We start from the raw sequence: 15,839 nt of genomic DNA on the forward strand, positions 1-15,839 counted from the left end.
GGACTTCACCGGCTCTCGACAACCCGGGCAAACACCAGCACGTCCACTTGCGCCGCTTTGGCCCGGAGCAGGGCCCGCGCACACGCATCCAGCGTCGCGCCCGACGTCAGGACGTCGTCGATGAGGACAATGCGCCGACCCTGGACGTCCGCCTGGCGGTCGGGGGATACCTGGAATGCGCCCTGCACATTGGTGGCGCGCTGGGCCCGCGACAGGCCGATCTGCTGCTCGGTCGCGCGTACCCGGCGCAGCACCTCAGCCTTCACTTTCACTCCGCTCTGCCGCTCGATGATCCGCGCCAGCGCCCCGGACTGGTTGTAACGGCGGCGCCAGGCCCTTCGCCAATGCAGGGGAACGGGCACCAGCATGTCAGCCTCGGCGAGCAGTTCGCCGCCCGCGCGCGCCATCCAGCGGCCCATGGCGGGCGCCAAATCCGTGCGATCCTGGTATTTCAGCGCATGCACCAGGGTGCGCGCGACGTCGTCATAACGCACCGCGGCGCGCGCCCGCTGGTAGGCCGGCGGGCTCGCGATCGCCTCCATCGACAGCATGTCGGGCCCGGGATCGTACACAAAAGGAATGCCGAGCCGCGGGCAGTAGGGCCGTTCGATGAACGACAGCCGCGCCCAGCACGCCGCGCACACGCCCTCGCCGTCGACCGGCTCGCGGCAGGACACGCACAGCGTCGGCAGCGCGATGTCGAGTGCAAGCCTTGGCAGATGCGCCATCACACCTCGGCAGGCCTGAAGCGCGCCGCGCAAATGGCTGGAAATGGAGCGTGGTGGTGATGCCTCGGCGTCCATTGGGCAAGGCTAGCGCCGTCCTGCGCCACGCTCAAGTCAATGGGCTGTTCTCGTCCGCGCCCGGCCTACGGCTCTTTCGGCAGCACGGGCCGGAAGAACGATCGCTCATAACGGCGAAAGCAGCGCGTTTGCCTTGCGAACTCGATCGCTTTCTGGACGTCCGGATCTTCGGCGCTGTCCTTCCGATATTGTTCGTACGCCGCGAAGCTCGGGAAGCTGAACATCGCGAGGGCGACGTCGCTGGCGCCTTCCGATGGCAGGAAGTACCCGTGGTGGATGCCGCCGAATCTTGGCACTAGTTCCAGCCACATCCTGCCATAGGCTTCGAATTCGGCGAGCTTGTCCGGGGGGATCTCGTATCGCAGATAACAGGTGATCATCGTTTGACGCTCCGGCGCCGCGGGCCTGGTGCGGATTGCTAGTTTGGAACACGGGGGCCGGTGTCGGCTCCATGAGGCAAGGCTAGCGCCGCGCGCAGTGGATTGCCAGAACCAGCATGATCGGCGTAACCAGCGGCATGGCTCAAGACCCACAAACCCCGCCCGCTTTGTTCGATCGTGCTTTGCTGCGCGCGCGACAGCGCCGCGCGCAGGCGCAAGGTGCCGCGAGCTTCCTGCTGGATCGGGTCGCCGAGGACATCTCCGACCGGCTTGCCGCGGTAATGCGGGAGTTTCACACGGCGGCCGATCTCTGGACGCCCGGCGAGGGTCTCGCGGTGCTGCGCGCGCGACTGCCCTCGATCGAGCGCATTGAGCTCGATGCGTCGGGTGCGGAGAAGCTACCCTTTGCACCGGAGAGCCTCGATCTCGTGGTCTCGGCGCTGGCGCTGCAATTCGCCAACGATCTGCCGGGTGTGCTCGCGCAGATCCGTCGCGCGCTGAGGCCGGACGGGCTGCTGCTGGCGGCGATGATCGGCGGCGACAGCCTGACCGAGCTGCGCCAGGCCTTTGCCGCCGCCGAGGCCGAATGCGAGGGCGGCGTATCGCCGCGAGTCGCACCGTTCGCCGATCTGCGCGACGTTGGCGCGCTGTTGCAGCGGGCGGGGTTTGCGCTGCCGGTCACCGATGTCGACCGCGTCGTGGTGCGCTACGCCAACGCGTTCGCGCTGATGCAGGATATCAGGCGCATGGGCGCCGCCAATGTGCTGATCGAGCGGCGACGCACGCCCAGCCGGCGATCGACGCTGCTGCGGATGGCTGAAATCTACGCGGAACGCTTTGCCGACGCCGACGGCCGCATCCGTGCGACATTCGACATCATCTGGCTTTCCGGCTGGGCGCCGCATGCGAGCCAGCAGCAGCCGCTCAAGCCTGGATCAGCGAAGGCGAGCCTGGCGGAAGCGGTGAAGAAGGCCGGAGGGACGTAAGCTCTTTCCGCCGTCATGGCCGGCATGCCGTCCGAGGGACGGCGTCGCTTCCGCTCGCCTATGTCCCGGCCATCCACGCCTCTCGGTTCAGCACGAAGATCGTGGATGCCCGGGACAAGCCCGGGCATGACGCCGAGAGTGTGGTGCCCGCTTCGAATTCACATCAACAAATCAATCAAATGCGGGATCAGCGGAATGTCCGCGGGCGGCATGGGATAGTCGCGCAGCTTGTTGGCGCGAACCCAGGCCAGGGCCTGGCCTTCGCGCGGCGTGACCTGTCCCTCCCAGCGCCGGCAAATGAAGAGCGGCATCAGGAGGTGGAAGGTCTCGTAGCCGTAGCTCGCGAACGTCAGCGGCGCCAGACAGGGTTCGGCGACGGTGATGCCGAGCTCCTCGTGGAGTTCGCGGATCAGGCTCTGTTCCGGCCGCTCGCTGGGCTCGCACTTGCCGCCGGGAAATTCCCAAAGGCCGGCCAGCGTCTTGCCCTCGGGGCGCTGCGCGATCAGGACGCGCTTGTCGGCGTCGACCAGCGCGCAAGCCACCACGAGCGTCAGTTTGAGATCAGCCATGCCGCTTTCATTAGCCGCAATCGCCGTGCGGTTCTACCGGCTCGGCCGGCGATATTTCAGCTGCATGGATACTGTACGGCGGAGGAAACGCGTGGAAACAGGTAATAGTTCTCGCCGATCGGGATAGTCCCGGTGATCGCATAGCCAAGGTTGGGCGTGTATTGATACGTCACCTCGCCGAGTATCAACGATGTGTTGGAAGGTGAGGGCGTGCCGAGGGCCGCTGGCAAAATCACCTGCTGAGCTACTGGCCGCGCGGTGCCGTTGAGTGCTTTGCTCCAGGTCACCGTCGCTTTGCCGCTGGCGTCCGTGGATACTTCCGACACGACTACCGTCGTATTCGCTGAGGCATAGGGAGCGATCGTCACCGCCGATGCTCCAAGCATGGTGCTTAGCGATGCATCGGTGACGCACGCGTTTCGTGACACCAGGTCCGCGACCGTGTGGGCGGTTTCGCTGACCTTGACGCTGATGGCGAGCCCGTTCCCGAGTTCGACGCCGCCCACATAGAGCAGCAGCATGAACGGCACCACAATCGCGAATTCCACCGCGGCCACCGCGCGCGTGTCGGCCCACAAGTTTCGCACGTAATGAAGCATCCGGCTCATGAGTTGACAAAGGCCTCGTTCATGAAAGCCGTGGATGACATGATCAGGCGTTTGCCATTCGACTGGTTCGCCAGATTGAAGCCGAGCGGACCTAGGAAAACCGGCCATTGATACATCACCCGCACGACAACGATGTCGCCCTGATTGCCGGGGTTGAATTTCCAGACGTTCGTCACGTTGCCGCTGCCGTCAAACGTCAGGGCTGGCGCGCCAGTGTTCGCCGAAGACCATGATCCGGCTACTTGGACGTCGATCATCATCTTGCTGCAGTCGAACAAGATCACAACGTTGGAGCAGACTGCAGTGGCAAACTGGGCTTGGGTCATGCTCGCGGCCTGCGCCTGCCCCGTCAGGATCGCCCGGCTCGATTGGTTCACCACTTGCTCCAGGAGCTGCTGGGCAAAGAAAACAAGGAAGGTCTGGATGATTCCGAGCAACAAAGCGATGAATGCCGGACCGATCAGCGCGAACTCGACCGCGGTTGCGCCGTTCCGGTCGGCAAGGAACGCGCGCCAGCGGCGGCGTTTGGTTGTGGGCACGGCGTGCGCGGCGGTCATGACTGCTTTCTCTACTGGGTCAGGCGCGGATCGGACGCGACCTTCAGGAACAGGCTCTGGAGCGCGGACGTAATGTCGTCGTCGGTCGCCACCTTTTTGTACAAATCGGGCGACGAGGCGCAGGCTTGCAGATTTGTCTCGATCTGGCTGGTCGAGCCGGTGGACGTGCTGTTGAAGGGGTAGATCCATGAATCGTACCAGCCGTTGGATGTATGTAGCGCCGAGTCGTCGTATTCGGTGTAGATCACCGCGATACGGATCTTCCTGTTCTTGATGGTGGTGCAGATCGCGGGGTCGAGCGGTTGCTGGCAGCGCTTACCAGTGAGTTTCTTATTGCAGGAGTTCGTGTACGGGTCGGTCGTGATGTTCACGTCCTCAAGGCCGTCGGTAACGAGGAAGACGACTTCCTGTGGCGTATCGTTGGCGACATTGGTGCCGTTCCCCGGAGTCGGCATGATCTTGTTGAGAGCGCTTAATCCGCCCGCAATGCTGGTGTCGGCGTCGCTATTATTGTTCGACGATGTCAGCCAGTTGTTCTTGTAGACCGGCAGGACCTGAATGTTGTCGGCCTTGCTCTGGATGGTCGCTACCGTGTAGCTGGTCGTTGTGGCAGGCGTCGTGGGAGTTCGCACCACCCCAGGTTTTCCGGAAGGTGCGAAGACCGCCGAACTGCTGCCGCTTGTCGGAGAATTGTTTAGAGCAGTATCGAAGGTATAGATCGCAACCCCATACGTATTTCTGTTGATGCTCGATATCTGATAGGCCGTATTCATCAGCGATTTGACCGCTTGCGTTACCCGATCGATCCGTAACGTGAGGCCAAGATTGCGAGCAAGTTGGTAGTTATCAATCCCGCCTGGATTGCCCAGATTGTCCGCGGCAGGATTAGTCTGGTGGCATGCGAATCCGCATCCTTTCGTCCCGGTCGATGAATCGACCTGCTTTTGCGTGTTCGCGATCAGCGTTTTGATGTCGCTCGAGGTCGCGCCGATCGCCATGGAAGGCGAGGCGTCCAGCAAGAGATAGAAATCGATGTTGGGCGCGCCCTGGTTGCGTGTCGCTGCCTGGCCTGCGAACGGCCAACTCACCTGCTTGAGCACGCTCGGGAAGGCGTTGTTTGCGGCCGCAGTGTAGCAAACCTGGACGTTGCGAACGACTTGGTTGTTTGAGTTGACAGGGTCAGCAAAGACAGAGTCCAGGCCGGGGCAGGGAGCGTAGGTACAGTAGCCCGTTGTGGAGTCGGGTTTGCTGCAATTGACGGTGACCGTGAGAGTTGGCGGTGCGGCCAGGTTGTTGTTGCTGACCAGGCCATTCGCGGTGATGTTGAAAACGTTCTTCGCTGTGGTTTGGGCGACCTGCGGGCTCTTCTGCATCATCGTCGAGGTGACGGCGGCGACGGCGGCAGCATCGACGGCAGAGTCGAGATCAACCTTCATGTGCTGCGTATGCGTATAGTCCAGCGCCATCCCGAGCAGAAAGATTGTCGGAACCATCACAATTGCAAACATCACGGCGACGTTGGCCTTGCGATTTCTGGCAAAACGATACAACCAAGCCCGAAGCATGATCTTCATCCTAATCGCCGTGGGTCCCGGCAGAGGCAATTTCTCTGGCCGATCGGGGATCGAGGACCGGGAGCGCAACCGGGCGGCCTCTGACGACCTCTCGGCAGAGCGGAACTTTGAAGATGGGCTGTTAAGTAAAGCTTACGCCGATGTCGCGAACATGGGTGGCCGAAAATCCGACGCTGCCGGATCGAGCGGCATCATTAACGAAAGCTAAAGGCAGCCAGGAAATTGAAGCGAGCTCCTCGCCCGGCTGCATGCTGGACCTCGTTCTCCGGTGGAGAACCAAGAGAGGGACATCAGATTCACGACCTGTAATCCCCGTTGATCGCGACATACTCCTTGGTGAGGTCGCAGGTCAGTACGCGGTCGCGGCCCTTGCCGAGGCCGAGCGAGACCTTGATCGCGATCTCCGGCGCCTTCATCGCTTCCGACACCTGCGCCTCGTCATAGGACGGATCTCGCGCGCCGCTCCTGGCGACGCGGATGCCGTTGAAGGAGATCGAGAGCTTGTCGCGGTCAGCCGGCTCGCCGGCCTTGCCGACCGCCATCACCACGCGGCCCCAATTGGCGTCCTCGCCGGCGATTGCGGTCTTCACCAGCGGCGAGTTCGCGATCGACATCGCGATCTTGCGCGCCGAGGCCTTGGTCTTGGCGCCCTCGACGGTGATCTCGACCAGCTTGCGCGCGCCTTCGCCGTCGCGGGCCACTTGCTCGGAAAGATTGGCGAGCACCTGGTTGAAGGCCTTGACGAAGGCTTTCAGGCGCGGGTCGGTGGCGCGACTGATCTTCGGCGCGCCGTGTTCCGCAGCAGCACCGGTGGCAAAGGCCAGCAGCGTGTCCGAGGTCGAGGTGTCGCCGTCGATCGTGACCGCGTTGAAGGTGTCCTCGACGCCGCTTTTGAGCAGCGCCTGCAGCGCGGCAGGCGCGATCGGTGCGTCGGTGAAGATGAAGGACAGCATCGTCGCCATATCGGGCGCGATCATGCCGGCACCCTTGGCCATGCCGTTGATGGTGACCTTGGCTTTGCCGAGCTTCACGGTCGCGGTCGCGACCTTCGGGAAGGTGTCGGTGGTCATGATCGCCTTGGCGGCGGCGAGATAATCGCCGGCCTCGGCGGTTTCCGCGAGCCTCCCGAGCACGCCGTCGAACTTGGTCGCATCCAGCGGCTCGCCGATCACGCCGGTCGAGGCCAGGAAGATCTCACCCTCGGTGCATCCGACGGCCTTGGCCGCGATCTTCGCGGTCAGTGCCGTGGAGCTGCGGCCGGTCTTGCCGGTGAAGGCATTGGCGTTGCCGGAATTGACCACCAACGCGCGGGCCTTGCCGCCTTTCAGCTTGGCGCGGCACCATTCCACCGGCGCGGAGGGACATTTCGACTTGGTGAAGACGCCTGCGACCGCGGTGCCCTTGTCCATCACCGCCAGCAGCACGTCGGTGCGGTTCTTGTAGCGAATGCCGGCTTCGGCCGTCGCGAGACGGACCCCCGCGATCACGGGCATGTCGGGAACGTGTTTCGGGGCGAGGGGGGAAACGGAGGAGGACATCGGGGCGCCTTGGTGGGATCTGGACATGCAGATGCCCGGCGCGGGGGCCGGGCATCACAAAGGCTTAGATACTCTTCACGTCACCGAAGTGACAGCGAATTCTTACTTCTTCGCCGGGGGCGCCATCTTGCTGTCGGACGGCTTGGCGTCAGCCGGCTTGGCCGCATCGGCCGGCTTGGCGTCCTTTGCCGCATCCGCCGGCTGGTCCAGCCGCTCGACCTTGGCTTCCGCGCGCAGCTTGGCGACGTAATCGGCCTGGGCCTTGCGGGTGACATACTGCTCGATCTGCGCCTTGACCTGCTCGAAGTCCGGCGCCTTGCGGCTGCGCTTTTCCTCGACCTTGATGACGTGCCAGCCGAACTGCGACTTCACGGGGTCGGAGATCTTGCCCGGCTCGAGCGCGAAGGCGACCGCCGAGAATTCCGGCACCATCTGCTCCTTGGTGAAGAAGCCGAGGTCGCCGCCGTCGGCCGAGCCCGGATCCTTGGACTTCTTCTTGGCGAGTTCGGCGAAATCGGCGCCCTTGTCGAGTTCGGCCTTCACCGCCTTGGCCTCGTCCTCGGTCTCGACCAGGATGTGGCGGGCGTGCACTTCCTGCTCGCCGGTGATCTGCTTGGAGGCCTCCTCATAGACCTTCTTCATGGCATCCGGGGTGGTGGCGGCCTTGCCCTCGCCGGCGAGCAGGCTGTCCATCAGCAGGCGGTTGCGGGCGAACGCGAGCCGCTTCTTGAACTCCTCGCCCTCGGCGAGCTTCTTGTCCTCGGCGGCCTTGCCGACGATCTTCATGTCGATCAGGAAGGACAGGACGTTCTCGTCCTTGGTCGCCGGGTCCATCTGGGCGAGGCTCGGCCCGAGTTCCTCTTCGGCCATGGCGACGTCGCTCTTCTTGATTTCCGCGCCATTGACCTTCGCCAGCACCGGATCGTCGGCAGCCCGGCCGGGACCCGCGATCAGCGCCAGCGCAAGGCAGCCCACGAGGGCGGTGGCGAGGCCGAAGCGCAGGCCGGTTCTGGTTACCGGGAACGAGGTGGTCATGGAAAATCCTTTTGTTGAAGCAGGGGGCTGCTCGAGCGGGGCGGACACTCGCCCAATTCAGGGGGCCTTGGCAACGCGAAAAGTCTGTCAAAATGATGAATTAGCCGCAATGCACCCGCCGTTGACAAGGCCCTGACCGGGCCATATCTCTGCCCGGTCGCGTCCATGCGATGGCGTTTATTTTGCTGCGTTTTTGGCCGTTGAACCCAGACTTGCCCAACTCCCACCCATATGGCGGATGGACCCCCCGCAGACGGGGCTCTGGCGCCCAGCAGGCGTCACGGTGAGTTGATAGGCAGGCGGGTGACAACCTCTTGGCTGCAACGCGAACGCGGTTGAATCGCGAACACAGGAACTAAGCATGATCGGCGCGCTCGCCCGCAAGTTTTTCGGCTCCGCCAACGACCGGCGGGTGAAGGGATATCAGTCCCGCGTCAACGCGATCAACGCGCTGGAGCCCGAGGTCTCGAAACTCTCCGACGAGGCCCTCAAGGCCCGCACCGTCGAGTTCAGGAAGCAGCTCGCCGAGGGCAAGACCCTTGACGACCTGCTGGTCCCCGCTTTCGCCACGGTCCGTGAAGCCGCCAAGCGGACGCTCGGCCAGCGCCATTTCGATGTCCAGCTGATCGGCGGCATGGTGCTGCACGAGGGCGACATCGCCGAGATGAAGACCGGCGAAGGCAAGACCCTGGTCGCAACGCTCGCGGTCTACCTCAACGCGCTCGCCGGCAAGGGCGTCCACGTCGTCACGGTCAACGACTACCTCGCCCGCCGCGACTCCGCCTGGATGGGCCAGATCTACGGCTTCCTCGGCCTGACCACCGGCGTGATCGTGCACGGCCTCGACGATTCCGAGCGCAAGACGGCCTATGCCTGCGACATCACCTACGGCACCAACAACGAATACGGCTTCGACTATCTGCGCGACAACATGAAGTACCGGCTCGAGGACATGGTCCAGCGGCCGCACTTCTACGCGATCGTCGACGAAGTCGACTCCATCCTGATCGACGAAGCGCGCACGCCGCTGATCATCTCCGGCCCGCTCGACGACCGCTCCGACTTCTACAACACCATCGACGGCTTCCTGCCCAAGCTCGACAAGTCCGACTACGACGTCGACGAGAAGCAGCGCACGGTGACGCTGACCGAAGCCGGCATGGAGAAGATCGAGACGCTGCTGCGCGATGCCGGCCAGCTCAAGGGTGAATCGCTCTACGACGTCGAGAACGTTTCCGTCGTGCACCACATCAATCAGGCGCTGCGCGCCCACACGCTGTTCACGCGCGACAAGGACTACATCGTCCGCGACGACGAGGTCGTCATCATCGACGAGTTCACCGGTCGCATGATGCAGGGCCGCCGCTATTCGGAAGGCCTGCATCAGGCCCTGGAAGCCAAGGAGCACGTGCAGGTCCAGCCGGAAAACCAGACGCTGGCCTCGATCACCTTCCAGAACTATTTCCGGATGTACGAAAAGCTCGCGGGCATGACCGGCACGGCGCTGACCGAAGCCGACGAATTGTTCGACATCTACAAGCTCGAGGTCGTGGAGATCCCGACCAATTTGCCGGTCGCCCGTCTCGACGAAGACGACGAGGTCTATCGCACCCAGAACGAGAAATACGCCGCGATTCTGGCCGAGATCGAGCGCGCCAATGCGCGGCTGCAGCCGGTGCTGGTCGGCACCGCCTCGATCGAAAAATCGGAAGTGATCGCCGAATATCTCAAGAAGCACGGCTATCGGCAGATCGATTTCGGTAACGAAAATTCGATGCAGAAGCTGTACGCGGCGGCCCGCGCCGGCAAACCGGCAAAGCTGTTCGCGGTGCTCAACGCGCGCTTCCACGAGCAGGAAGCCTACATCGTCGCGGAAGCCGGCGTCCCCGGCGCGATCACGATCGCGACCAACATGGCCGGCCGCGGCACCGACATCAAGCTCGGCGGCTCGCTGGAAATGCGCATCCAGCAGGAGGCCGCTTCGATCGAGGACGAAGCCGAGAAGGCCTTGAAGATCGAGCAGATCAAGGCCGACATCGAGCACTTCCGCGACATCGTGCTGAAGGCCGAGGAAGAGGTCGAGATCGAGCCCGCGAAGGGTTCGAAGCCCGCCAAGACCGTGAAGAAGCCCGGCGGCCTCTACATCATGGGCTCCGAGCGCCACGAATCCCGCCGCATCGACAACCAGCTCCGCGGCCGCTCCGGCCGTCAGGGCGATCCCGGCCGCTCGAAATTCTTCCTGTCGCTGGAAGACGATCTGATGCGCATCTTCGGCTCGGATCGCCTCGACAGCATGTTGCAGCGTCTCGGCCTGCAGGAGGGCGAGGCCATCATCCATCCCTGGATCAACAAGGCGCTCGAAAAGGCGCAGCAGAAGGTCGAGGCGCGCAACTTCGATATCCGCAAGAATTTGCTCAAGTTCGACAACGTCCAGAACGACCAGCGCAAGGTGATCTTCGACCAGCGCGTCGACCTGATGAAGGACGACAGCGTCGCCGAGACCGTCGCCGACATGCGCCACGCCTTCATCGACGACCTCGTCGCCAAGCACGTGCCCGAGCATGCCTATGCCGAGCAGTGGGACGTCGCGGGCCTGAAGGAAGAGCTCAAGCGCGTGCTCGATCTCGACCTGCCGGTCGAGGACTGGGCCAAGGAAGAGGGCATCGCCGACGAGGAGCTGCTCACGCGCATCGAGACCCGCGCCGACGAGCACATGGCCGCAAAGGTCGCGCAATGGGGTCCCGACGTGATGCGTTACGTCGAGAAGACCATCCTGCTGCAGACGCTCGACCATCTCTGGCGCGAGCATCTGATCATGCTCGACCATCTGCGCCAGGTCATCGGCCTGCGCGGCTACGGCCAGCGCGATCCGCTGCAGGAGTACAAGACCGAGGCGTTCAACCTCTTCCAGGAGATGAGCGCGCATCTGCGCGAGGCCGTCACGGCGCAGCTGATGCGGGTCGAGATCGTGCCGCCGGAGCAGGAAGCCCCGGTGCTGCCGCCGATGGAAGCGCACAAGTTCGACCCGAACACCGGCGAGGACGAAATGGCGCTCGCGAGCGTCACGCTCGGAGCGCAGGCCACCGACGCGGCGTTGCGCGATCCCAAGAACCCGGCAAGCTGGGGCAAGATCGGCCGCAACGAGGATTGCCCCTGCGGCTCAGGCAAGAAGTACAAGCACTGTCATGGCCGCTGGGCTTGATGCAACTGATCGTTGCTTCTTCAATGGGTTAGCGGATCGCCTCAGCTAGGCTGCCCGCCTTCAGTTGAAATGCTGTCGACCATCGTGGTGCTTGCCGAACTTCAGGGGCACCATGAATGGACGGCGCTCGCTATCTTGAGGATGGCAAGCTCACGGTTTTTCGCCGCAACGGCACCTACTACGCTCGCTTTCGGCTTTCACCGGGGAAATATGTAACTCGGTCGTTGAAGACGACCGTCGAGGAGAATGCCGTGCAGCTCGGCCGACGCCTGTTGTTCCAATTAGAACACAGGGCCCAGCAAGGCCTTCCGCCAAAATCTAAATCGTTCTCGGCCGTCATCGACGACTACATTCGCTTCCGTGAGCGGGATCATGCTCATGGCAAGACTTCGGCTGGAATGTTGCGGCAGATCGTTCGGGTCTCGAAGTTCTGGCGGGAGTACGCTGGACACTTGGCTGTCGAGGACATCGACGACAAGGTGATGCGGGAGTTCTTACCATGGCGCCGGGATTACTACGCCTCGTTCGACGTGCTGCCTAAGAACGCAAAACGACATCCAACTGACAAGACGCTCCAGTGGGACATGATGCTCGGTAAGGCCATCGTGAAATGGGCCGCTGAGCAGGGGCTGCGAGGTAGCAAGCCAAATATCACCGCAACGTATACGCCCAAGAAAAAGCGGGTGCGACCTGCGTTCGAGCAATGGGAGTTTCGTCAGCTTTGGCGGACGATGTGTAGGCGCATCAAGACAGCTCGTGACGTGCGAACAAGGAAAAGCCGAGAGCTGCTGCAGATATACGTATTGGTTGTGTCTTGTACCGGCTTTCGGCCTGGAGAAGCGAACAGGCTGAAAGTGCGAGATGTTCATCCATTCAAGGACGAAAAAGGACGCAGCAATTATCGGTTTGTGGTGCGAGGAAAAACAGGCGAGCGGGATGCGATCGTCAGATCGGTGGCTGTCAAGCGATTAGACAAATTCTTGACAGGCCGCAGGGAGGCTCACTCCAGCGGCTTCCTGTTTGCCATGCCGGACGGATCGAAGATCACCACCCTGATCGACCAACTAAATGCAGCACTGAAAGAAGGCGGAATCGAGCGGAGCACGTTCGGCGAGAAGTATTCCATTTACAGCCTCCGACACTTCTATGCAGTCAATGCCCTGCGGAATGGCGTCGGCGTATTCGAGGTCGCCCGCAACATGGGTACGTCCGTCGAAATCATTCAGGAGTACTACGGGAAGCAGGCTACGGCGGCAGTGTTCGCTACGAGGCTGGGTGATTAGTTGGCGGGTTGGCCGACCAACATCTTGAACGTCGCATTCGACTGTTCTTGGAAAAGCAGTGCGCCTTCTTTAGAAAAATCAGCGGTTATGGCGAGAAGATCTTGAGGCGATCTCGCTCCAATAAATAAAGCAACGAAGTGCGACATGAATCTTGTGTTTCTTTCAGCCATTTGTAAAAGCTCAGCTTGTTGAGCCCACGGGAATACCAAGCCAATTGCGGCGGTGTTCGGAAGCTCGGTAGGAAAATCTCCGCCCGAGACTTGAGCCCTCGAGTCAGCCGAGACAATGTCATCTGGACTCTCGGCCGCGAGTTTTTCCGGAATGTTTGCGACCGCAACCAGAGGATCTACAGCTTCGACAGTATCAAGCTTCAGAGGTTCGATCTTCAGCTCCACCACAGCCGGGTCTTTCTTCGAAGACTTCGAAAGTGCGGTTGAGCTCTTCAAAGTCCGGTCCTTGGCTCGTTTACTCATTGGGAAGCTCGTTTGATTGCAGGCTGGCCTGCGTTCGTAAAATGATCCGCATGAAAGTCTCCCTGCACTATTCCGTATCCTTGAAGATGTAATGCGGCAATTAGCAGGCAGGCCTCATAGGGCCTACCTCGGTCCGCTTGAACGACATTAGTTCGAGACATCTTGCGCAGCCGATTTGGTAGACGAGAGCATTTCACTGCCAAGTTCTTTCATGTGGTCTTGGGCAAGGGAAAATTGTGACGTGAGAAACTCAGTCTGGAGCCGCATGAATTCCTGGATATCAGATGCGTGAATCAACCTTCGGGTATGCTCGAAGGCAGCTTTCAAGTTCTGCTCTGTTATCGAAAGGGTTTTCTTTGAGACTTCTTTGGCAGGAGCCGGAACCATCTCGACGGATTTTGCTGCTGCATCGAGGAAAGTAGCGACCGCCTTCTCGGCCTGATCGACGGTTTTTTCGGCCATTTCTCTGACTTGCGAGGGTACCTTGATAGTTGTTTCGGACACGACATCCCTTTCATGTTGGAAGACCGTCCGTTAACACGTTCAGCCGAACAGTCTAGGGCCTGCGTCGGATCCATACTTGGAACTGAGGGGTATTGCGCCTCAGCGTCCGAAGTTTCGCACTCGCCGCTTTGCGTTCCATTTGAAATGCTCAGGCTGGAAGCACTGAAGGGCAGCAATCCCGACACTCGAGAGCGGTCGGTTTCATCGCTGTTCTCCGAGGCTTATTCCGATAAAGCTCCGAACGTCTCGTCTCGTTCCTTCAGAGAGGTACCGATCGCCCGCTTCCTAACTCGGAGCTGGGGAACCATCCCTGGGATCTTCTATTGTCACTCGTGGCAGTGAGCTGAGGAGCATTCAATGAACGGGATCATTTATATCGTCGGCTTGATCGTCGTGATCGGGATCGTTCTGTCGTTCTTCGGACTGCGCTAGTTGCTACTATGCGGCCGACGAGGTTCACCGATGGCGTTATGGTCCGTCCACGCATTAGACGGCTGCCATTTTGGCGAGACTTCGCCGCCGAATTCAACAGCTAAAGCCGTACCCTTCCCTTCTCGTGCTATTGGTGCCGCTCACACTTGTTGAGCCGTTGAAAATGGCGGCCCTGCTCGTGGCGGGGAAGGGCCATTGGCTATCTGGCACGGCGATGATAATCGTTGCCTATGGAGCGAGTCTTCTGGTGGTTGAGCGGCTCTTTAGGATTGTTAAACCCAAGCTTTTGATGCTGCATTGGTTCGCAACAGGTTGGGCCACGGTACAAAGAATCCGAGGTGCCGCAATCTCGGCGCTCTGCTCCGCAAGAGGCCGCCTGTGAAATCGCAAAATGGGCTGCGGTAATCCTGTGGACTCGACCATGCCTGGGAGATCGAGGCTAGGAAACCTTCCACGTGGCCGCACGTATTCAATTGGAACCTCTTTGCTTATTGCGTGTCCATCGGCAAGCATGCCCAGGATAGGAGCTTTGCCTTGAAGAGCATTAATTTGTCGCTAGGGACAGCAATCTTGATGGCAATCTCAATTGACAACGCATCTGCGAAAGACAAGCAAAGTGAAGCGTTCCTCAAGAAGGCTATCGAAGGCAATTTCGCTGAAGTGAGCATGGGAGATCTGGCGCAGCAGAACGGTCCGCGGGGGTGAGAAGTATTCCATTTCCAGCCTTAGGCACTTGTACGCCGACAATGCGCTGCGGAGTGGCGAGTCTTCGAGGTAGCCCGTAACATCCGTTTCATCCAGGAGTACTATGGGAATAGGCTACGCCGGATGTGTTTGCACAAGGCTGGGCGATTGCCGAGATGCCCGTTGATTACAGCCGCTGCTTCAATACCCCAGTAGTGCGAGACCCACCCAACTAACAACGATTATCGAGCTGCCTACTGCCATGACTGACAAAATCGTTTTGGCAACCTTAGTGAGCCGCATTTGACAGCTACGATCCTACGCCCCCTCATCGATCCTCCATCCAAGTCTCAGTTGCGTAAAGGGTGAAACAAACACTGAACAGACAACGCCAAGAGTTGTGGCCAAGCTGCCACACCAGAGCTTTCCAGAGAGCGTTGCCCCATCAGAAATCTAGGCTAAGCTTAGTTCAATTAAGATTCGACCTTCTACTAAGTATTTGGTTCGGTCTTCATGAAAACTCGTAAGCTGAAAAAGCTTAGCGCCGTATCAGTTGTTTTTATTGGCTGCGCCGCAGCGGCGGCCATGTGGTTCAATTGGCATGAATGGTTTCAACACCGTCCTCAAGATTATGAACAATGCTCTGCGCAGGCCGAGAAGACGGCCTCATCTGGAGATGAGCGCACGACACTTTTGAGAGAGTGCGATAAGAAGTACGTAGCACGGCGTAAGGAGGGCGGCGGTTACACTTATTATGACCTTTTGCAGAATCGGCAATTTGAGATTGCTGGTCCGAATCCTACTAGGGAAGAACAGAAGCACTTTGACGAGCAGTACTCATTGTACTTGAAGGCTCAAAAGCAAGAGGCAGATGCGGCGAGACTCGCAGAACAAGAAACCCGAAATTCGCAGCCGGATTTCAAGGACGATCGTGTCGTCGGCTCGACTTCTTCGCCTGGGCCGCCCCTTGTGATCACCCCAAGTAGGGTTCCGATCCCGAAACCACGCAGCTCTGTCCTTCCGCCAGTTGCGTCGTGCGAGGAGTCATCTCCGTCCTGCAGTTGGGAAAAGTTTACCTCCGGTATCAAAAAATTTTTCCAGTCTAATGCCGGGGATAGTCGGCCTTGAAACAACAATCGCTTTTCGATCTGTAGGCCTCGGACGATTCGCCCTTTCATTCTGGACGCAACCCACGCCCACTCGTGCCGGTG

General features: G+C 60.5%; 15 protein-coding genes. 5 read left to right on the forward strand and 10 right to left on the reverse strand.

The window, feature by feature from the left end:
• Window positions 1–5 precede the first annotated feature (5 nt).
• Window positions 6–803, reverse strand: a complete 798-nt coding sequence (locus tag IVB07_RS02060) for a ComF family protein (protein ID WP_026232415.1) — start codon at window positions 801–803, stop codon at window positions 6–8.
• A gap of 65 nt (window positions 804–868) precedes the next feature.
• Window positions 869–1,183, reverse strand: coding sequence for an NIPSNAP family protein (locus tag IVB07_RS02065; RefSeq protein WP_007599187.1), 315 nt, complete (start codon window positions 1,181–1,183; stop codon window positions 869–871).
• 116 nt (window positions 1,184–1,299) lie between these two features.
• Between IVB07_RS02065 and IVB07_RS02070 the strand changes: the two genes are divergently transcribed.
• Entirely contained in the window at window positions 1,300–2,169 is an 870-nt protein-coding gene (locus IVB07_RS02070; protein ID WP_026232416.1) for a methyltransferase domain-containing protein, read from the forward strand.
• Between the two features lie 158 nt (window positions 2,170–2,327).
• Here IVB07_RS02070 and IVB07_RS02075 read toward each other — a convergent pair whose 3' ends face one another.
• The 6 genes from IVB07_RS02075 to IVB07_RS02100 form a co-directional block, all read right to left on the reverse strand.
• Window positions 2,328–2,738 carry a (deoxy)nucleoside triphosphate pyrophosphohydrolase gene (locus IVB07_RS02075; protein ID WP_018452905.1) on the reverse strand — a complete coding sequence of 137 codons (411 nt, stop codon included), beginning with the start codon at window positions 2,736–2,738 and terminating at the stop codon, window positions 2,328–2,330.
• A gap of 56 nt (window positions 2,739–2,794) precedes the next feature.
• Complete coding sequence (locus tag IVB07_RS02080) at window positions 2,795–3,346, reverse strand: TadE/TadG family type IV pilus assembly protein (RefSeq protein ID WP_018452906.1); 552 nt, start codon at window positions 3,344–3,346, stop codon at window positions 2,795–2,797.
• The gene (locus IVB07_RS02085; RefSeq protein WP_018452907.1) at window positions 3,343–3,903 is read right to left on the reverse strand and encodes a TadE/TadG family type IV pilus assembly protein; all 561 of its coding nucleotides are present in this window, start codon (window positions 3,901–3,903) and stop codon (window positions 3,343–3,345) included. The genes IVB07_RS02080 and IVB07_RS02085 overlap by 4 nt, the downstream gene beginning before the upstream one ends.
• A gap of 11 nt (window positions 3,904–3,914) precedes the next feature.
• The gene (locus tag IVB07_RS02090; protein ID WP_245288362.1) at window positions 3,915–5,477 is read right to left on the reverse strand and encodes a pilus assembly protein TadG-related protein; all 1,563 of its coding nucleotides are present in this window, start codon (window positions 5,475–5,477) and stop codon (window positions 3,915–3,917) included.
• 296 nt (window positions 5,478–5,773) lie between these two features.
• Window positions 5,774–7,015: a bifunctional glutamate N-acetyltransferase/amino-acid acetyltransferase ArgJ gene (gene argJ / locus IVB07_RS02095; RefSeq protein WP_026232418.1), complete on the reverse strand. Its 1,242-nt coding sequence runs from the start codon at window positions 7,013–7,015 to the stop codon at window positions 5,774–5,776.
• A gap of 102 nt (window positions 7,016–7,117) precedes the next feature.
• Window positions 7,118–8,050: a peptidylprolyl isomerase gene (locus IVB07_RS02100; protein ID WP_018452911.1), complete on the reverse strand. Its 933-nt coding sequence runs from the start codon at window positions 8,048–8,050 to the stop codon at window positions 7,118–7,120.
• A 361-nt stretch (window positions 8,051–8,411) separates the two neighbouring features.
• Between IVB07_RS02100 and secA the strand changes: the two genes are divergently transcribed.
• Both secA and IVB07_RS02110 read left to right on the forward strand, forming a co-directional pair.
• Window positions 8,412–11,252, forward strand: coding sequence for a preprotein translocase subunit SecA (gene secA, locus IVB07_RS02105; RefSeq protein WP_247767456.1), 2,841 nt, complete (start codon window positions 8,412–8,414; stop codon window positions 11,250–11,252).
• Window positions 11,253–11,368: 116 nt separating this feature from the next.
• The gene (locus IVB07_RS02110) at window positions 11,369–12,535 is read left to right on the forward strand and encodes a site-specific integrase (RefSeq protein ID WP_247767457.1); all 1,167 of its coding nucleotides are present in this window, start codon (window positions 11,369–11,371) and stop codon (window positions 12,533–12,535) included.
• On the opposite strand, the gene IVB07_RS02115 is transcribed toward IVB07_RS02110, so the two are convergent.
• Together IVB07_RS02115 and IVB07_RS02120 are read right to left on the reverse strand one after the other, a co-directional pair.
• Entirely contained in the window at window positions 12,532–13,008 is a 477-nt protein-coding gene (locus tag IVB07_RS02115) for a hypothetical protein (protein ID WP_247767458.1), read from the reverse strand. The two genes, IVB07_RS02110 and IVB07_RS02115, sit on opposite strands and share 4 nt — an antisense overlap.
• A 147-nt stretch (window positions 13,009–13,155) precedes the next feature.
• Window positions 13,156–13,512 (reverse strand): phasin family protein, encoded by a 357-nt coding sequence (locus IVB07_RS02120; RefSeq protein WP_247767459.1) that lies wholly within the window; start codon window positions 13,510–13,512, stop codon window positions 13,156–13,158.
• 966 nt (window positions 13,513–14,478) lie between these two features.
• Here IVB07_RS02120 and IVB07_RS02125 point away from each other — a divergent pair.
• On the forward strand, window positions 14,479–14,649 hold the full coding sequence (locus tag IVB07_RS02125; protein WP_247767460.1) for a hypothetical protein: 171 nt from the start codon (window positions 14,479–14,481) through the stop codon (window positions 14,647–14,649).
• Window positions 14,650–15,141: 492 nt separating this feature from the next.
• Complete coding sequence (locus IVB07_RS02130; protein ID WP_247767461.1) at window positions 15,142–15,756, forward strand: hypothetical protein; 615 nt, start codon at window positions 15,142–15,144, stop codon at window positions 15,754–15,756.
• Window positions 15,757–15,839 lie beyond the last annotated feature (83 nt).

The organism is Bradyrhizobium sp. 172, assembly GCF_023101065.1.
Classification (GTDB): domain Bacteria; phylum Pseudomonadota; class Alphaproteobacteria; order Rhizobiales; family Xanthobacteraceae; genus Bradyrhizobium; species Bradyrhizobium canariense_D.